This window comes from Porphyromonadaceae bacterium W3.11, from assembly GCA_030434245.1.
In the GTDB taxonomy this organism is placed as follows: Bacteria; Bacteroidota; Bacteroidia; order Bacteroidales; family Porphyromonadaceae; genus Porphyromonas_A.
Map to the genome: position 1 here is coordinate 415,365 of JAUISX010000002.1, position 17,556 is coordinate 432,920.

Annotated in this window: 14 protein-coding genes and 1 pseudogene; 10 read left to right on the top strand and 5 right to left on the bottom strand. The window is 42.9% G+C overall.

Going from position 1 to position 17,556, the window contains the following annotated elements:
* Nucleotides 1-520 precede the first annotated feature (520 nt).
* From QYZ87_04335 to rsmA, 3 genes are read right to left on the bottom strand one after another with little or no spacing between them, the layout of a single operon-like run.
* Nucleotides 521-2,059 (bottom strand): family 10 glycosylhydrolase, encoded by a 1,539-nt coding sequence (locus tag QYZ87_04335; protein MDN4753760.1) that lies wholly within the window; start codon nucleotides 2,057-2,059, stop codon nucleotides 521-523.
* Nucleotides 2,060-2,067: 8 nt separating this feature from the next.
* Nucleotides 2,068-3,426: a magnesium transporter gene (mgtE, locus tag QYZ87_04340; protein ID MDN4753761.1), complete on the bottom strand. Its 1,359-nt coding sequence runs from the start codon at nucleotides 3,424-3,426 to the stop codon at nucleotides 2,068-2,070.
* Nucleotides 3,419-4,216, bottom strand: coding sequence for a 16S rRNA (adenine(1518)-N(6)/adenine(1519)-N(6))-dimethyltransferase RsmA (gene rsmA / locus QYZ87_04345; GenBank protein ID MDN4753762.1), 798 nt, complete (start codon nucleotides 4,214-4,216; stop codon nucleotides 3,419-3,421). Before rsmA ends, mgtE begins: the two co-directional genes overlap by 8 nt.
* Nucleotides 4,217-4,345: 129 nt before the next feature.
* Between rsmA and QYZ87_04350 the strand changes: the two genes are divergently transcribed.
* The 10 genes and pseudogenes from QYZ87_04350 to QYZ87_04395 all read left to right on the top strand — a co-directional run bounded on the left by QYZ87_04350 (nucleotide 4,346) and on the right by QYZ87_04395 (nucleotide 12,789).
* Entirely contained in the window at nucleotides 4,346-5,404 is a 1,059-nt protein-coding gene (locus QYZ87_04350) for a lysylphosphatidylglycerol synthase transmembrane domain-containing protein (protein ID MDN4753763.1), read from the top strand.
* A complete protein-coding gene (gene pheS / locus QYZ87_04355) occupies nucleotides 5,388-6,416 on the top strand; it encodes a phenylalanine--tRNA ligase subunit alpha (GenBank protein MDN4753764.1) in 1,029 nt (342 codons plus the stop codon). Before QYZ87_04350 ends, pheS begins: the two co-directional genes overlap by 17 nt.
* 11 nt (nucleotides 6,417-6,427) lie before the next feature.
* Entirely contained in the window at nucleotides 6,428-7,084 is a 657-nt protein-coding gene (nth, locus tag QYZ87_04360; protein ID MDN4753765.1) for an endonuclease III, read from the top strand.
* A 540-nt stretch (nucleotides 7,085-7,624) separates the two neighbouring features.
* Nucleotides 7,625-8,854, top strand: coding sequence for a site-specific integrase (locus QYZ87_04365; protein ID MDN4753766.1), 1,230 nt, complete (start codon nucleotides 7,625-7,627; stop codon nucleotides 8,852-8,854).
* 15 nt (nucleotides 8,855-8,869) lie between these two features.
* Nucleotides 8,870-10,065, top strand: a pseudogene (locus tag QYZ87_04370) (tyrosine-type recombinase/integrase).
* The gene (locus QYZ87_04375; GenBank protein ID MDN4753767.1) at nucleotides 10,062-10,439 is read left to right on the top strand and encodes a hypothetical protein; all 378 of its coding nucleotides are present in this window, start codon (nucleotides 10,062-10,064) and stop codon (nucleotides 10,437-10,439) included. Before QYZ87_04370 ends, QYZ87_04375 begins: the two are co-directional and overlap by 4 nt.
* A gap of 323 nt (nucleotides 10,440-10,762) precedes the next feature.
* Nucleotides 10,763-10,981: a hypothetical protein gene (locus tag QYZ87_04380; protein MDN4753768.1), complete on the top strand. Its 219-nt coding sequence runs from the start codon at nucleotides 10,763-10,765 to the stop codon at nucleotides 10,979-10,981.
* A 12-nt stretch (nucleotides 10,982-10,993) separates the two neighbouring features.
* On the top strand, nucleotides 10,994-11,425 hold the full coding sequence (locus tag QYZ87_04385) for a hypothetical protein (GenBank protein ID MDN4753769.1): 432 nt from the start codon (nucleotides 10,994-10,996) through the stop codon (nucleotides 11,423-11,425).
* Complete coding sequence (locus QYZ87_04390) at nucleotides 11,409-11,630, top strand: hypothetical protein (GenBank protein ID MDN4753770.1); 222 nt, start codon at nucleotides 11,409-11,411, stop codon at nucleotides 11,628-11,630. Before QYZ87_04385 ends, QYZ87_04390 begins: the two co-directional genes overlap by 17 nt.
* A 610-nt stretch (nucleotides 11,631-12,240) precedes the next feature.
* Nucleotides 12,241-12,789: a cysteine peptidase family C39 domain-containing protein gene (locus QYZ87_04395; GenBank protein MDN4753771.1), complete on the top strand. Its 549-nt coding sequence runs from the start codon at nucleotides 12,241-12,243 to the stop codon at nucleotides 12,787-12,789.
* A 687-nt stretch (nucleotides 12,790-13,476) separates the two neighbouring features.
* On the opposite strand, the gene QYZ87_04400 is transcribed toward QYZ87_04395, so the two are convergent.
* Both QYZ87_04400 and QYZ87_04405 read right to left on the bottom strand, forming a co-directional pair.
* Nucleotides 13,477-14,724, bottom strand: a complete 1,248-nt coding sequence (locus QYZ87_04400) for a DUF4249 family protein (GenBank protein ID MDN4753772.1) — start codon at nucleotides 14,722-14,724, stop codon at nucleotides 13,477-13,479.
* Nucleotides 14,725-14,732: 8 nt separating this feature from the next.
* Entirely contained in the window at nucleotides 14,733-17,171 is a 2,439-nt protein-coding gene (locus QYZ87_04405; protein MDN4753773.1) for a TonB-dependent receptor, read from the bottom strand.
* Nucleotides 17,172-17,556: the final 385 nt, after the last annotated feature.

A 17,556-nucleotide genomic window follows, 5' to 3' on the forward strand; every position in this document is an offset into this window, starting at 1 on the left:
TTATCCAATCTGGAGTTTACATCATCCAAATTGGTACACGAAAAACAAAGTGCAATGGACAGAAATAAAAGTAAAACAATTTTCTTTTTCATGCTTTAATTGTTAAGGGTTAATAAAAAATATCTCATGTATTATATGATTAGGTAATATTGAAAAAGTATTCTAAGACTTTTTCAAATCCTTTCTGAAGCAAATATACAATAAATAACTATATATGGTTATTTATCGTTTGGTATTTGCATTGTTTCATTTCACATGTAGCTATATCTGGTTATATTTTAAGCATTATGAAGTAATTAAATAGATGAGCGTTAATGTTTAATGATTTTGTAGATTAAGGAAGTTGCATGACTGTCCGTTGAGGACATAGAGAAGCCCCCTGACTATAATGAGTGTAGTCAGGGGGCTTTATCTTTATTCAGATGCGTGCAGAAGGGTGGAGAGTAAACTTATCTCTATGCCATGGAAAGAGTAGGGGGAAGAGCGAGTACAGAAATTGAGTTTCTATGGCATGCCCTGTTTATAGCTTTGCCTTAATGTTATGTGCTACAATAATCTCGTGGTTATAGCGATTGACGCGTGTAATCGTGAAGGCTACTTTCTCCTTTCCACCTAAGTGAGGGAGCTCGATATGATTTTCTGATGTGATATCCATCAAGTAATCTTGGGTTGTGGCTTTTGAGAGCTTGGTCCCTCTTGGGTGACAATAGATGACGAAGTATTTTGTCTCTAGACCTTTAGGGTAGGGGATATCTGGCTCCCATACAAGCTCTTGGATCCCAGCGACTCTTGAGATAAAGGCTTCTCTATGAGGTTCGTCAAATGTGTGTAAATCTTCTGGGTATGGAGTGGACGGGATGAGTGCTGGTTTAGTCCAATAAGAGGTTTGTAAAGTCTGAGTGATATTAGCATAGTTGGTGAATAAATCATCGCCCGGCCAAAAGCATTGTCCTTGTGCTGTCTGATGAGTAATATTCATTTTGGTATGCAATTCATCCCGATCCATTGTACGCCGGATGTCTTGGCCTATGTAGTATTGTGCTCTTAGGATATTCTTTTGCCACCAATGAGCCAGTTCTGTATATTCGGCAGCTTTATTGCCTATTGCCCAATATATTTGAGGCATAATATAATCCACCCAATCCATTCTATCCCAATAGAGGATGTCTGCATAAAGGTCATCATAATTCTGTAGCCCGAAGGTCTTACTACCATTTGGATCATTCGTTTGGTTGCGATAAATACCGAATGGACTAATCCCAAATCTCACGTATGGCTTGACTGACTTAATGGTTTTCTGAATCTGCTTAATGGTCATATTGACATTCTCCCGTCTCCAGTCGTCAATACTCTTCTGCCCTCTAGACTGATGAGCGTAGTCTGCCCTATCTGGAAATGGCTCTCCCGCGATAGGATAAGGGTAAAAGTAATCATCCATGTGGATGGCATCAATATCATATCGAGCTACGATATCTCTGACTATAAGGCTTATATAGTCACGAACTTCAGGAAGGGCTGGATTGAATAAGAGTTGATTGCCATAGGTGACAAACCATTCAGGATGACGGTAGTATGGGTGATTGGAAGCCATCTGACCTCCCAGGTTCGTTGCTGCACGGTAGGGATTAATCCACGCATGTAACTCCATATTTCGTTTGTGACACTCCTCAACTAAGAATTGAAGTGGATCCCATAAGGGCTGAGGTGCTTTTCCTTGCTCACCTGTAAGAGATCTACTCCAAGGCTCGTATGGGCTATAGTACCATGCATCCGCTTCTGAACGGACTTGGAAAATGACTGCATTGAACCCTGCACGCTCTAGTAAGTCTAATTTCTGGATGAGGTTACGACGCACCCCCTCTGGTGTTAGTCTCGCATATTCTGAACGAAAAACTGTAGGAATCCAAGCGGCTCTAAGCTCTAACTTTTGGGGAATGTATTTCTGGATCTTGGCCTGGTTGGATAAGTCGCTATTGGACAGAACTCTTTTCTTGCTACCACATCCACTAAATAGAAGTAATAGAAGTGGTATGAGATATAGTACTTTGTATGTCTTCATCTAATGATTTATGCAAAAATACCGTATAATAGCTGAGTGATTCCCATGTATAGAAACATCCCTACAAGGTCATTCATGATTGTGATGAAGGGACCTGTAGCACGGGCTGGATCCATCTTGATGGCGTTCATGATTAGCGGAACAGCAGTCCCAAATATACTAGCAAAAAGAACAACTGTAAAGAGGCTGATAGAGACCGATGCCATGACTACAATGTCATTGAGGTAAAAGTAATTGTACAAACAGACGAGCAAGCTGATAATACTTGCATTCACAAGAGCTATGGCTAGCTCTTTTAACATGAGAGTAGCTATATGCTTTGACTTAATAGAGTTGCTCGCCAGGTCCTGTACGATGATGGCAGAAGACTGCATTCCGACATTTCCACCAGTTCCACCTATAAGTGGAATAAAAAGAGAGATGGTCGGAATCTTAGAGAAGACGTTGTCAAAACGGCCTAATAGAATTGAGTTAAAAATACCGCCTACCATTCCTAAAATTAGCCAGGGCAGACGTGCTGCTGTCTGGTGTAGAACAGAGTCAGAGCTCTCAACGTCTTGGGAAAGACCAGATGCTAATTGATAGTCTTTCTCATGTTGCTCACGCATCTCGTCCACGACGTCATCAACTGTGATAACCCCGACGAGTCGGCCGATAGAATCCACCACCGGAATGGCTACAAGGTTGTACCGATCAAATGCCAATACTACATCCTCTACCATATCATTTTCATGGAACATAATGGGCTCACGAAGCATGACATGCTTAATCTTAGCTACTTGAGGACTCGTGAGTACTTTCTTAATAGGTAAAATTCCTTGGAGCCGCTCTTCGTCGTCAACGACATAGATGTAATAGACATCATCCATCTCGCTAGCCTGCATCCGAAGTTCCTCCATACACTTGGGCATAGACCAATTTTCATTGACGACCATCATCTCCTTTCGCATGATACCCCCAGCGGTATCTTCTTTGTACTTAAGAAGTTCGATGATTTCACTAGCCTGTTCTACGTCTTCGACATGACTAAGAATAGAGTCCTGCTGATCTTCCTCCAGCTCTTGTAAAAGGTCCGCGGCGTCATCCGTATCCATGTATGAGAGGAAGGTATCCGCGATTTCCTCGTCCGTCAATAACTCTAAGACCTCTTTACGATTGTCTTCATCCAGCTCCATCACAACATCCGCTGCGATATTACCGGGTAAGAGGTGGTATAGGAAAAGGGTCTCCTCGGCAGGTAGTTCCTCGAGGAGCTCAGCTATATCGGCAGGATAAAGTTGAGGTACGATTTCCTTGAGCCCTTTGGTGTCACGCTCTTCAATTAGCTTTAGAACCTCTTCCAGTTCCTTATTGGTCATCTCAATCATCGTGCTCTACGTCAGTTCCTTTGGTTAACGTCTCAATGTCATTTGTCAATAGTACGAACTCATCCACGCTTAATTGCTCAGGACGTTTGGTCAGTAGTGGATGGCTATCAGGTAGGGAAAGTTCGCCTAATAGTGCTTTGAGAGAATTGCGAATCGTTTTTCGCCTGCGGTTAAACGTCGTCTTCACGACGCTTTTGAATAGACGCTCATCGCAACCCAAGCTCTGTCTCTCATTTCTAGTTAATCTGATTACACCACTTCTGACCTTAGGAGGTGGTGTGAAATGATGAGGTTCGACAGTGAATAGGTACTCAATGTCGTACCATGCTTGGAGTAAGACACTCAAAATCCCGTAGTCTCTTCCTCCAGGAGGCGACGCTAATCGCTCCGCTACTTCCTTCTGGAGCATTCCCGCAGCTGCAGGGATATAATCACGGTATTCTAGCATATGAAAGAATATCTGTGAGGAGATATTGTAGGGGAAGTTGCCGATAAGCAGAAACGGCTTATGGTCAAAGATGGTGTCCAGAGGTAACTTTAGAAAGTCTGCCTCTATCACTTCTAGATCGGGATAGTAAGCATGAAGGTACTCAATAGACTCTGTGTCAATCTCCACAACTTTGACTTCGGGATATCGAGATGAGAGAAATTGAGTCAGGACACCCATCCCTGGTCCTACCTCCAAAATGGGTAGTGAGACCTCTTCCAAAGAGGCGGCAATATCTTCCGCAATCTCAAGATTTCTCAGGAAGTGTTGTCCCAAGGATTTCTTTGCTCGTACTTCTTTCATTACTAATTACTTTATTATTCCTTAATATCCAGAAGAAATAGTACTTTTGTAGTCATATTTCACTGTCCAAGTCCGCTCTATCATACAAAACTACTAAAAAGTAAGCAGAGTGGCTCATTATTTGTAGGGATGATTAGTAAAAAAGATAACGGTAAAAGTAAGCTAAATAAGGCTCTGAGATTAACAGCTAAGATATTAATACCATTGACTATCGGGGTGTTTATTCTGTGGTTACTCTATAGGAATATGGATGTTGATGCCTTACTCGAGACGCTCCAAAGCGATGCAGACTTTGGTATCTTGGTCTTGGCTGCTTTTTTTGGCACTGTTGGAAATACGTTTCGAGGGATGCGATGGCAGATATTGAATAAATCATTGAGCCCAAACGCTCGAGCGATTAATTCTATCTTAACCACTCACGGTAACTATACTTTGAATATGGCTCTGCCACGATTAGGGGAAGTTTGGCGTTGTGCCGCTATGGCTCATTACTCACGGATGAGTTTTTCTTCCCTCTTTGGCACGCTAATTATAGATAGAGCATATGATATTGTGGTGATGTTACTGCTTTTGTTGCTTGGAATGTTCCTTAATCTGGGCTTTTTCTCGGATTTCTTTAGAGAAAATCCAGGCTTTATTGAGAGTTTGCAACGTATCTTTTCTTCACCATGGTTTTATGTCGCATTGATACTCGTCATTATAGGCGTTATCTTTTTCGTAAAGTCATTAGGAAGAGGTAAATTTGGACAAAAGATTAAAGAACAACTAGATAATGTCTGGAATGGATTGAAGACAGTCGTTTCTATGGATAGAAAGTGGTTATTTTATCTCTATACCATAGGAATATGGGCGGGTTATTTCTTACAGTTTTACCTCGCTTTCTTTGCTTTTAGTTTTACCGCACATTTATCGCCTGCGATAGCCTTGATAGCCTTCCTAATGGGGGCGATAGCAATTGCTGCTCCTGTACAGGGTGGTATGGGGGCGTGGCACTTTATGGTGATATATACCCTAGTGTTTTTTGGAATAGAGACAGGGGATGCCCAGAATTTTGCACTAATCGTGCACACATCCCAACAATTTATATGGAATCCTTTGATCGGTTTGATCTGCATAGGATTACTACCATTGATCAATAAAAAATATAAGAAAGAAGAATTAGATATAGATCATGAAAGAGAGGATTGAACAACTGACAGCAGAGATAAAAGCGCTAGAGATGCCTAAGATGGCAGACGAACTAGAAGCTCTACGCCTCAAATATTTGAGTAAAAAAGGACTTCTTAATCAGTTAATGGCTGACTTTAAGAATGTTGCCCCAGAGGATAAGAAGGAGGTGGGAATAATGGTCAATCAGCTAAAGCAATTGGCAATTTCCACTTTCGATGAAATGAAAGCAAAGTTTGAAGCTGAGGCTCATCAGGAAGAGATGCAAGGCCTAGACCTTAGCCGTTCAGCCTATCCTATGCCTCTAGGTACTCGTCACCCTCTCAACTTGGTTCGTGACGAAGTGATCCGGATTTTCAGCCGTTTGGGTTTTAATGTAGCTGATGGTCCTGAGATAGAGGATGACTGGCATGTCTTCGAGTCTCTTAATTTTGCCCCAGATCACCCTGCACGAGATATGCAGGATACTTTCTTCATCTCTCATAATCCAGAGATCCTTCTTCGTACTCATACTTCGTCAGTACAGACCCGTCTGATGGAGAAGCAAGAACCACCTATCCGCATCTTATGTCCAGGACGCGTCTATCGTAATGAGGCGATCTCTTCACGAGCACACTGCTTCTTTCATCAAGTAGAGGCACTCTATGTAGCAGAGAATGTTAGTTTTGCGGATCTGCGTCAGGTGCTGATGCATTTTGCAAGCGAACTTTTTGGTCCTGATACTAAGATCAGATTACGTCCTAGCTACTTCCCTTTCACAGAGCCAAGTGCCGAAATGGATATTTCTTGTAAGATCTGTGGTGGCAAAGGGTGTGCACTCTGTAAAGGCTCTGGATGGGTGGAGATTCTAGGATGTGGTATGGTGGATAGTGCCGTGTTGGAATCTTGCGGTATAGATAGCACTAAATACTCTGGCTATGCTCTAGGAATGGGTATTGAGCGTATCGCTAACCTCAAATATAGCGTGAGTGACCTCCGACTCTTCTCTGAGAATGACCTTCGTTTCCTTCGCCAATTTGAATCTGCACGATAAAAGGTAGAAGAATGAATATAAAAGAGCGATATCAAAAGGTGTTGGAGTGGTTTCAGGAGAACCGCCCTGTGGTTCAAACAGAGTTGGACTACACCACCCCTTTTGAGTTGCTTATCGCTGTAGTTCTTTCCGCACAATGTACCGATAAGCGGGTCAATATGGTTACGCCAGCACTCTTCGAGGCTTTCCCTACACCTGAAGTGATGAAGGAGGCCTCTCCTGAGCTTGTCTTTGAGTATATTAAGTCTGTCACTTATCCCAATAGTAAGGCCAAGCATTTAGTCGGATTGGCAAAAATGCTAGCTGATGAATTTGATGGCATTATACCAGAGGATCCCAAGCAATTAGTTAGGCTCCCTGGAGTGGGACGTAAAACGGCAAATGTAGTTCTTAGCATACTCTATGCTCAGCCTCGTATAGCCGTAGATACTCACGTCTATCGTGTCTCGAAGAGAATAGGATTGGCTCCCCAGACTGCTAATACACCCCTTAAGGTAGAACAGGCTCTAATGAGACATGTCCCAGAGGAGCTAATGGCTAAGAGTCATCATTGGCTTATTCTGCATGGTCGTTATACCTGCTTAGCACGCCTACCGAAGTGTGATGAGTGCGGACTCGCCGAGTATTGTCGCTTTTATGCCAAGAAGGGACTAGCTCTTCCTCGTTGATTTTCTGCTAATAGATAGCAGACGTTTTTTAATTAATAGGGGCAGAGATAAGAGTTCCTTATGAGAAAAGCTAGGAATGTGTGTGTCTTTGCTTTTCGTAAGCGGTTCTTAGGGAGTGGCAAGAATTTCCACCTTGGGGTGGGTTGGATTGGATTGAATTGGGTTTTCGGCTTGTAAAACTCTGATACAGAGTGATTCTGATGAATGAGTATTACGTGACGAATATGGGTTCTTTTTAGGTTCTTGAGTAGAACTATATGGGATTGGAAGGAGGGGGAAGAGGTGAGAAGGGAATGAGTGGAAAGTGTTGGAGGTGAGGAGTTTTGCGTAGAAGTGCCATATGGGGTGAGGGTAAGAGTTTACGGTTTTTGTGCAGGAGGTCCGTTACTAGGTCGTTACCTATTTTTGGAAATGGTAACTAGGGGCAACTCTAGGTAACTGACAATAATTCTAAACTGGTGCTTTTGCCTTGAGGCTCAGTGTTTTGCATAGCGATGAATGCTTTGGTAACGGGTAACTTTGTCCATAAAACTAAAGCGTATGCAAAAGAGTAAGATCAAGGTGTTGCTCTACCTCAAAAAGAGCAGTCTGAATAAGGAGGGTAAAGCTACGATTATGGGGCGTATAACTGTTGGGCAATCTATGGCTCAGTTCAGTTGTAAACTCTCTTGTAACCCTGAGCTGTGGAATGCTCGGGAAAGTCGTCTGAATGGCAAGAGCCGAGAGGCGGTTGTGGTGAATAGTAAGCTAGAGCAGATACTCCTATCTGTTCACAATGCGTTTAGTACCCTCAAAGAGAGAGGAGAGCCATTTGGTGCTATGGCCGTAAAGGAGCTATTTCAAGGAGGAATAGAGAGCCAAACCACTCTCTTAGCTTGCTTTGATGAAATGATAGAGGAGCTTAAAACGCATATCGGTATTGATATCAAAGCCAATACTCTTAACGGCTACTACCAAGCAAGAAAGCACCTACAGAGGTTTATTCTCAGTCGTTACAAGGTAAAAGACCTCGCCTTTGGACAATTTACAGAGGACTTTCTTATGGAGCTGGAGCGGTATATAAGAGGAGAGAAAGGTTTGTCTCAAAGCTATTACCGAGCCATTGCGATTAAACTAAAGAAAGTGTGTCGTCTTGCTTATAAAGAGGGGGTCATAGATAGACAACTCTTTGAGAGCGTTAGGCTGGAGCGGGGAGATAATAAGCTACCTAAAGCATTAGATAGGGTTGCTCTGGAGAAACTCAAAGGGTTGGAGTTTCATGAATTAGAAGCAGAGCTAGAGCAAGCAAGAGATCTCTTTCTCTTTGCTTGTTACAGTGGGATGGCTTATTGTGACTTAGTTAGTATCACTAAGAAAGAACTCTTCAAGGATGAAGAGGGTGCTTTGTGGTTGAAGTATCGGAGACAAAAGACCGATACCCTTTGTCGGGTTAAGCTCCTACCTGAAGCCATAAGATTGATAGAGATGTTTAGTAGCAGTGAAAGAGAGGAGCTCTTCCCTGCGGTTGCTTACCAAGAGTATATGGCACAGCTAAAAGTTCTGCGATTAAGGACTGGTATTAGTTTCCCATTCACCTCACATACCGCAAGGCATACCTTTGCTACGCTTATCACCCTAGAACAAGGTGTACCTATTGAGACCGTTAGTCGTATGCTGGGGCATACACGATTGGAAACCACAGAGCGGTATGCTAAAGTTACCCCCAAAAAGCTCTTTAAGGAGTTTGACCGCTTCTTGTCTTTCACTGCTGAATTATCCATTACCTTTTAATAGGCCACAAACATTATGAGAAGTACATTTAGAACATTATTCTACATCAATAGAAGTAAAGTAAAAGCTGATGGGAAGACAGCTATTCTTTGTCGCATCACGATAGACGGAAAGCAAACAACTATAACAACTGGCGAGGAGTGTCTGGTCAGTGATTGGAATAGCAAGAGAGGAGAGACCAAGGACAAGAGGATAAATGAGCGATTGCAAGGGTTTAGGGCGAGGATCGAGAGTTGCTATACAGAGCTACTGCAAAGGGATGGAGTGGTAAGTGCTGAGCTGGTAAAGAACAGATTACTTCATCAGGAGACTTCACAAGTAACATTATTAGAAGCGGGCAGAGCAGAAGTGGAAGCAGTCAAGGCTTGTGTGGGTAAGTCTATTAGCAAAAGCACATATCAAGGAACTACTAGAAAAGACCAGATACTAAGGGAGTTTGTGGCTGAACAGATAGGAGAGGGTAAAGATATTCTGTTAAACACTATTAGAGAGGAACTATTTGAGAAGTATCGTTTCTATTTGAAGAAGAGAGGACTTGCATCAGCTACTATCAATCAGTACTTGTGTTGGCTTAGTCGTTTGATGTACAGAGCCGTTGGGCAAGGGGTAATACGCCTAACCCCTTTGAGAGTGCAAAGTATGAAGCAGTAGAGAGGAAGCTCCGCTACCTACATAAAGGAGAGGTAGAACAGTTACTCAAATTTCCAATGAGTGATAAGATAGCAGAGGAGGCAAGGCGGATGTTTCTCTTCTCTTGCTTTACTGGGTTGTCATTCTCCGATATACAGACACTCACAAAGGCAAACTTCGGAGTGACTGTTGATGGAGAGCATTACATCCGTAAGGAGCGAGAAAAGACAGGTGTGGAGTCACTAGTACCACTGCATCCAATTGCTAAGGAGATTGCATTGAAACAAGCTAATAAGGACGAGAGCAAACTATTTTCTGAGAGTTATAAGTATCATCAGCTAAGTGAAGCTCTGAATGCTGTAGGTCAAGCTTGTGGTATCCGTCAGACCTTAACGTTTCACATGGCACGACACACATTTGGGACAATGGCATTGAGTGCAGGAGTGCCAATGGAAAGCATTGCTAAGATGATGGGACATACCACCATTAAGTCCACTCAAATCTATGCTCAGATTACCGACCAAAAGATAAGCGAAGATATGGATAAACTAATAGCTAAGAGAAAGGAGGGTAAGCGATGAAAGAGAAAAGCTGGTTTGAGTGGGAGGAGATGAAAGACGGGAAATGGGAGATAGTCAGAAGAGGTAGTGGAGTAGTACTGATGACAGAGGGAGAGTTGGCTCGCTTCTTTGGTGTCAGCTGGTATAAGGTTAATGGACTACTGCAAAAGATACAGGCTGAAGGCAAACTTTATCTCTCAGAGACAGAGGTAGAGGCTTTGCCAATTTATGGGGAAGGGCAATATGCAGGAGAAGCACCTCTATGTACTCTACAGATGATTATAGCTCTCTCCTTTTGTCTAGAGAGCATAGAGGCGAAGCGATTTAGAGATTACATCTGCTCCAAGGTATTAGAGTCTAACATCAAATGGTTTCCTCTATTACTTAGGTTATAATGGTACTTATCTATATCATTGTAGTTACTACATTACTACAATAGGGATAATGCAATGAAAGAAAAAGGATTAGGGTGTAGTCGGATTTGATAAATATTCGACTACACACTAATTACACCTACGACAACTTTAAAAAACTTTTCCTTTCACAGCTAACCCAATCAACATTAGAAATTAAAACCTATAGGCGTATTCTATCCGCATTGCACTTATTACTGAAAAAAATACGAGATAGTTGCTCAAAAATTTGGTCGTTTTCCCTCTTTTATTTACCTTTTTCAAGTGAAGTTAAACTTTGATTTATAACTAAGAAGATTAAGAAAATGAGAGAAATCGAACTGAATGTTGTGGGTCTAGCCCCTATGTGTGATGAAGAAGCGAGAGCAGTGGATGGGGGTGTAGTCCCAGTTGTTGCTGCTGCAATTGTTGCGGGAAAGTGGCTGTTAGGGCTTAGTCTGGGTGCTATAGCAATCGACATACTTCATAATCCTAGTAACACTGCAGAGCAGTTTAAACAAGGTTATGATGCGGCAAGAAAGTAATTTGATGTCTGCGTGAATGTATTTAGTAAAGCCATAAAACGGGTAAAGAATCATACTCCACAATATGATATTGTAATCTTATTCCTCTTACTTTTACTGCACACATTAGTGGTTAAGGTTTATAGACCCTATGTTTATGCAAATTGTGATGTTGAGGACGGATTGTCGTTTGTGAATAATTATCCAAGTTTTTCTTCTGTACTGGTAGGGTATTTGACACTTAAAATTTATTCTTCTGGAGATCCAGAAGTATATGATATCTTTGGTACCCAGTGGCAGTATGTCCTACTAGCCACCGTTGTACTCGGTAATTATTTACTTGAAGGTTTAGATATGATATTAGGAGGTGGAGATTGGTATGACATGATTGCGATTACGCTAGGTGGAGTGTTTGTTTTACCATTTATGTATTTCAAAAAAGATAAGTATGAAAGAATTAGATAACTTTGGGCTTGAAGAAGTCCGTGAGGATGAACTCGTCATGATTGATGGCGGAAGTGAATTATCTGATGCATTGGTAAGAGGAGCTGGATGGTTAGTGGGACAGGCAGTTAATCTTGGTGAGGCTATTGGAAGAGGAGCAAAATTTCTTTTAGACAAGCAGGTAGAGATGATTGTTGAGACTGGTGGTTTGCCTCACGCTTACTAACTAATTGTACAGTTCTCTTAGAGTTTGCTATTTCATATAGTACAAAGTTAGAATTGTTGTAAAATCGAGGCACTTGAGGAAGATGAAAATCTTTGTCTTCCTCAAGTGTTTTTCTTGTATTACCGTAAAGTATATGGACAAAGTTTTTAGATGGCTTGCAAATGTCCCAACTGCGCTATTTGTAGGGATTTTCTGGTTAGTTGGATTGCTCTGGAATATTGCTTTTAATTTGTTTGCTTGGTTCGTTTGTTCAGGACCTATATCGCAAGGGGATTTTGAGCCACCCGAAAGAGTCTTTGACTATATAAATTATATTCTTATGGTACCACTAATTGAGACAGCATTATTTCAAGCACTACCTTATTATTTGCTAAATAAGATTGACTTCTTCCGAAAGAGGATATGGCTTATTATTCTTATTGGTAGTCTAGCCTTTGCCTTGTCACATTTTTACTCCATAGGCTATGTTATTTTTGCTGTTTTTCCAGGAATTCTATATATGACTGGCTATCATCTAAGACAAGGGAGGCACCCATTTGCATCCATTTTTATGGTGCATTTGTTGACAAATACAATCCCCCTTGTTTACCAGCTAATCTTTACCTAGTCTATGAGTGTAATTGAGATAAAGCAGCACGATATAACAGATTGTGGTGCAGCTTGCCTAGCATCACTTTCGGCTCACTATGGACTGTCGATGCCGATTGCTCGAATACGACAAATGGCATCCACTGATAGAAAGGGTACAAATGTATTGGGGCTAATCACAGCAGCAGAGAAGCTCGGCTTTATGACCAAAGCGGTGAAGTCTCTGAGGCACGATGGTGCCCCAAATCTAGAGCCACTAGAAAGGATACCCTTGCCCGCAATTGCTCATACTATTATTGATGGTAGGTTGCAACATTATGTGGTGATATATAAGGTCACTGATAAGTGGGTGCAGATTATGGATCCAGCTAGTGGAAAGCTGGAGAAATGGTCGCTAGCTAAGTTTGGAGAGAGGTGGACTGGTGTCTTGGTGATTATGATGCCTGATGAAGATGTCTTTAAGAAGGAGGATAAGAAGATTTCGATCGCTAGTCGGTTGTTATATTTGCTGAAGCCTCACAAGGGGGTCATCGTCCAATCAATATTTGGATCTCTTGTGTATACCAGGTAGTGTCCCCAAAAGTGTGTACGCCAGAATGCGTCTTTGAATGGCAAACCTACATATTTTTTCGCTTTGTTTTCCATAAACATTAAAGATAGACCAACAAAGAATTAAGGCAAGGCTGTCGTAGCACCGCGGAGACACCGCCTTGCCGTATTCTTTTCGGTTGATATCTTTGTGTTGGAAAATAAAGCGCATTGTTCTTATTTACTTCTTATTGTTCTTCCTAAGTCCAAGCGTTAGATCTCCTATTCTTTTCTTCAGATAGGTTGCATTGATTGCGATACTACCGATCAAGTGTAGAGCCGATTCTACACTAGGTAATGCACATTTATATCGAGCCCCTTTCTTTACCGGTAGTATCCTAAAAAGTGTGTACGCCAGGATGCGTCTCTGAGTAGCAAACCTACATGTTCTTTCGCTTTGTTTTCCATAAACATTAAAGATAGACCAACAAAGAATTAAGGCAAGGCTGTCGTAGCACTACGAAGACACAGCCTTGCCGTATTTTTTGGTGATATCTTTGTGTTGGAGAATAAAGCACATTGTTCTTATTTACTTCTTGTGCATCTTTCTAAGTCCAAGCGTTAAATCTCCTATTTTTTCTTCAGATAGGTTGCACTTATTGCAATACTACCTATCAGATGTAGAGCTGATTCTACACTGGGTAACGCACATTTATATCGTGCCCCTTTCTCAGTTGAGCTTGATGCTCGCCGGAGTGGCGACGAGGATCATGCCCCGCCCATTGTGTATATTGGAGATGGTGATGTCGTGCTCGCCCAAGCCTTCCTGAAGGTCGTCGGTGATGTCAACATCGTTATCAAGCTCGTTATCACCGTATTTTTTGTGGGCAAAGGCGTTGTACGTGGGGTTGATCGCAAAGACTTGGAATAGTCTCTCTTCCTCGAGCTTTGACTCGTAAGGACGCTTATGGAAGAGTGGTAGGAGTACTTGGATTTTCTCTCCATTCTCATGCACTGAGATATTGCTTATATAGGGCATAAACCACACTGCATCAAGCATGCGATCGAGCTGACGAATGTCTAGGGACTTATTAGTAGCTCGGGAGATGGCTCTCGCTTCTAGGCTAAAGACGGCATTGTCTTCAATCCAAGCAAATCGCTCTACTTTGAAGAGTAGAGCATCGATTAATTTTTGGACTGTTTCTTGTTCCTCTTCGGGTCCAATAGGAGGAACGTTAGGGTTAATGGCGGGATAGCCGTGCTTGATTCTTTTAGGGATGCCGAGCACGTAGTCTTGGGACTTGTGCTGATTGTGTAGAGTAAAGACGACCCTCTGGTACGCTTGGGTATTGACGAGATTTTCGAATTGGTGTGCCCCTTTTATCTCTTGCCCCTTGAGACCTATGCTGTGCAACATTTCCTCGTAGGCATGGGTGTATTTCGATACGAGGCTGGAGTAGTCAAATAGATCGCGGGGTTCATCTTTGACAACGCTCACTCGGATATCTGTGAGCTCTGGAGCCTCGGGTATCTGCTCCTCGAAGTGTGCTGTAGTACATCCCGAAGCGGTGACCTCAATCCTGAGGCGATCGCCAGCATGGGGTATGAGGTGACTTTTGTAGATGAGCTCCTTGTTGTAAGCACCGTAGAAATAGGGCTCTATTCCTAGGGTGTAGAGGTCTCGTAGCTCTAGATTCCATGGCCTTTGTGATCTTGTGATGGTACGCTTCTCGGCTTCCTCGTCATTAAGATAGATGGTGACGGTCGCTTCCTCAAGGACCATGCTCCAGTAATCAGTACTCTGTAGGAGTGGTAGGTTTTTTGAGAGGAGTAGGAGGATGGGTTCATCTGCAATGACGATCCCATTGACGGTGATAAAACGCTCTGATGGGATGTCGAGGTCGATCTTGATGTTCTTCTCACAAGAGGTAAGAAGTAGGGCTATCACGAGCCCGATCGTGTATATATACTGTCTCATGCTCTTAATCAAAATTTATAGGTGTAGCTAATCGATGGGATAATGGGGAAGATGCTTATTGACTTGTAGGTCCTCTTGTTGATGGGTTTTCCTTCAGTATTGTCCACGTAATTCTCTCCCTCTATGATGAGGAAAGGATTGTGGTGTACATAGGCATTGTAGATGCTAATATTCCAGATGTGTTCTTGCCCTTTCTTACCGAAGCGGTAGAAATTAGCACTGAGGTCTAGTCGGTGATAAGGGGGCAACTGATAATTATTTCGCTCGCTGATGAAGGGTCTCTCTCGACCTGAGATATCGAAGTATTTCTCTGTCTCTAGAGTCATGTGGTTACCACTTGAGAAGATCCATGCTGCTGATAGCTCTACTTTTCGATTGATACGCCAATTGGCTACGATATTGACCTTGTGGCGGTTGTCGTATTTATCCCAAAAGCGAATACCGTTATTGACTTCTCCACCAGGGAATATGCGATCAGACCATGAGAGTGTATATGCAATCCAGCCAGTCAAATTGCCTCTAGTCTTACGTAGCATGAGCTCTGTTCCGTAGGCTCTTCCCTCTCCTTGTGCGACACGGTCTTGCCACCCCACCTCTGAGAAGGAGAGCTTTGCTCCGTCTTGGTATGCTATCTGATTATGGAGCCACTTGTAATACCCCTCTAGCGAGGCTTCGTAACCCTTCTCTTCCCAGTAGAGTCCTAGTACAGCCTGCCGAGATCGCATGGGCTCAAGCTTGGAGGTGACCGGTACCCATAGGTCTGTGGGTAATGAGACGGCTGTGGACTGCAGTAGATGCACGTACTGACTCATTTCGGCGTACGAAGCTTTGAGGCTGAGTGTGGGGAGGATCGCATAATTGGCTGAGACCCTAGGCTCCAAGCTCCAGAATTGCTTACCCTCAACATAGAGAAATGAGCCTCGCACACCTAGGTTAGCAGAGAAACGATCGTGTAGTCGTATCTCATCCTCGGCGTAGAGGGCTAGCTCTTTAGAAGTAATGATGGAGCCTAGATTTTTTTTGAGCCTGTTGAGATCAATTTCGGTAACCCCATCGCCAGTAACTTTTGACTCCATGGTCATGGGGCGAAATCTGTGTGCAATCGCATCGATGCCAAATCGTGCAAAGTGTTGGTTATTAGGCCTCCACTCAAAGTCGGACCTTATCCCAAGGTCTTGTATTCCGCTATTGATTCGATAATTAAGCTTGTTCATACTCTCCATCTTACTTGCCTCTGATCCATACAGCTCCTCGTCCTCTATCACGATCTTGGAGAGATATTGACCGTAAGAGAGGGTGGTATTGGCAAAGAACTTAGGGCTGAATATATGATTCCAGCCTAGCGAAACGAGCAAGTTGCCCCACCTCATAGAGACGTCGGAGATGTCTTGGTATCGGGTGGCTTGATTCTTCTCGTAATTGATTTGGTTATAGTTATAGGTGTCATGGACGCTTAGGATATCATTACCTAGGTAAAAACTAAGGAAGACCCTATCTTTGTCGCCGAAGATATGATTAACCTTTGCATTGATATCGTGGAAGTTGTAGCTAGGAGTGGACTCATCTCCATTGCCATCCTCGCGACTCTTCTTATTGGCCATAGCAATAAAGGGTTTAGAGATAAGGTCGAGATAGGTGCGGCGTGCCGAGATACTGAAGCTGGTGCGATCCTTCCAGATGGGTCCTTCGAGGTGGAGTTTGGAGGCGAGCAATCCAACAGAGAAAGTGCCGTGAAACTCCTTCATGTCACCGTCCTTTTGCCTTACGTCAAGGACAGAGCTCAAGCGCCCTCCAAAGCGTGCTGGAAAGCTGCCTTTGTAGAAATTGACCGACTTGATGGCATCTGAATTAAACGTACTGAACAGCCCACCCAAGTGAGTGACATTGTAGAGAGGATTACCGTCAAGCAGATAGAGGTTTTCGTCCGTGCCACCACCTCGTACGATAGGACCAGAAAAGCCCTCACTCCCCTGTGCTATGCCAGGTAGGAGCTGCACATACTTGAGGAGGTCATTCTCTCCCATAAAGGTGGGTGCCTTGCGGATATCATCTCCCGTGAGTTTGATACGTCCCGTCTCGAGTGTCCTAAGTTCTGTGGTGTGACTGCCGAGTACAACGACTTCATTAAGGCTCTCCATCGCTTCGGTAAGCTCGAAGTTTTGTCTCTTCGAAGCTTCGAGCTTGATGGTCTGCTCTATGGGCTCAAAGCCAATGTATGAGATGCGAATCCTAACCGCCTCATTAGCAGGGACGGTAATGGTGTAATAACCATAGTTGTTAGTAAGTGTACCACTCTTGTCACCGAGGTTCTGAATCGTTACTCCAATGAGTGCCTCTTTAGTGTCTGCATCATATACATAGCCCGAAAGCTGTACACTGTGTTGTTGTGCTAGTCCAATTATTGGCAAGACTAAAAAAATCAGCACAAGCTCGATAATTCTCTTCATTATGATTCAATAGCTTATGTAAAACTACTCTATATTTAAGTGTGGCAAATGTAATAATTAATTGCTAATACGAAAATAGTCTGACCTATATATGACTCTATAAAATAGACACTGTCCCTGAAAAGCGAGAGTTGGATGTAACAACTCTCGTTATATTGGTTGTAATGGGTTTTTGATCTTTTTTTTTGAGTATAATGTGATATGATAATAGGGGGGCATAGCGTACACGCTATGCCCCCCTATTATTTATTATTAGAGTGTTTCACGACAGCTATCAGTTGCGATGCATTCGGCATCCAGACTAGGTCACGAACTTTGAGTCCGCTCCCTTCGTCCAAATCTTCACCGCCTAAAGCTTTATCCCCCGTGAAACATTCCCTCTATT

What these genes read in the sequence shown, in the direction of transcription:
- rsmA (MDN4753762.1), bottom strand. Translation starts at nt 4,216, where the DNA reads ATGAAAGAAGTACGAGCAAAGAAATCCTTGGGACAACACTTCCTGAGA.
- QYZ87_04400 (MDN4753772.1), bottom strand. Translation starts at nt 14,724, where the DNA reads ATGAGACAGTATATATACACGATCGGGCTCGTGATAGCCCTACTTCTT.
- pheS (MDN4753764.1), top strand. Translation starts at nt 5,388, where the DNA reads ATGAAAGAGAGGATTGAACAACTGACAGCAGAGATAAAAGCGCTAGAG.
- QYZ87_04390 (MDN4753770.1), top strand. Translation starts at nt 11,409, where the DNA reads ATGAAAGAATTAGATAACTTTGGGCTTGAAGAAGTCCGTGAGGATGAA.
- mgtE (MDN4753761.1), bottom strand. Translation starts at nt 3,426, where the DNA reads ATGATTGAGATGACCAATAAGGAACTGGAAGAGGTTCTAAAGCTAATT.
- nth (MDN4753765.1), top strand. Translation starts at nt 6,428, where the DNA reads ATGAATATAAAAGAGCGATATCAAAAGGTGTTGGAGTGGTTTCAGGAG.
- QYZ87_04335 (MDN4753760.1), bottom strand. Translation starts at nt 2,059, where the DNA reads ATGAAGACATACAAAGTACTATATCTCATACCACTTCTATTACTTCTA.
- QYZ87_04350 (MDN4753763.1), top strand. Translation starts at nt 4,346, where the DNA reads ATGATTAGTAAAAAAGATAACGGTAAAAGTAAGCTAAATAAGGCTCTG.
- QYZ87_04405 (MDN4753773.1), bottom strand. Translation starts at nt 17,171, where the DNA reads ATGAAGAGAATTATCGAGCTTGTGCTGATTTTTTTAGTCTTGCCAATA.
- QYZ87_04375 (MDN4753767.1), top strand. Translation starts at nt 10,062, where the DNA reads ATGAAAGAGAAAAGCTGGTTTGAGTGGGAGGAGATGAAAGACGGGAAA.
- QYZ87_04365 (MDN4753766.1), top strand. Translation starts at nt 7,625, where the DNA reads ATGCAAAAGAGTAAGATCAAGGTGTTGCTCTACCTCAAAAAGAGCAGT.
- QYZ87_04395 (MDN4753771.1), top strand. Translation starts at nt 12,241, where the DNA reads ATGAGTGTAATTGAGATAAAGCAGCACGATATAACAGATTGTGGTGCA.
- QYZ87_04380 (MDN4753768.1), top strand. Translation starts at nt 10,763, where the DNA reads ATGAGAGAAATCGAACTGAATGTTGTGGGTCTAGCCCCTATGTGTGAT.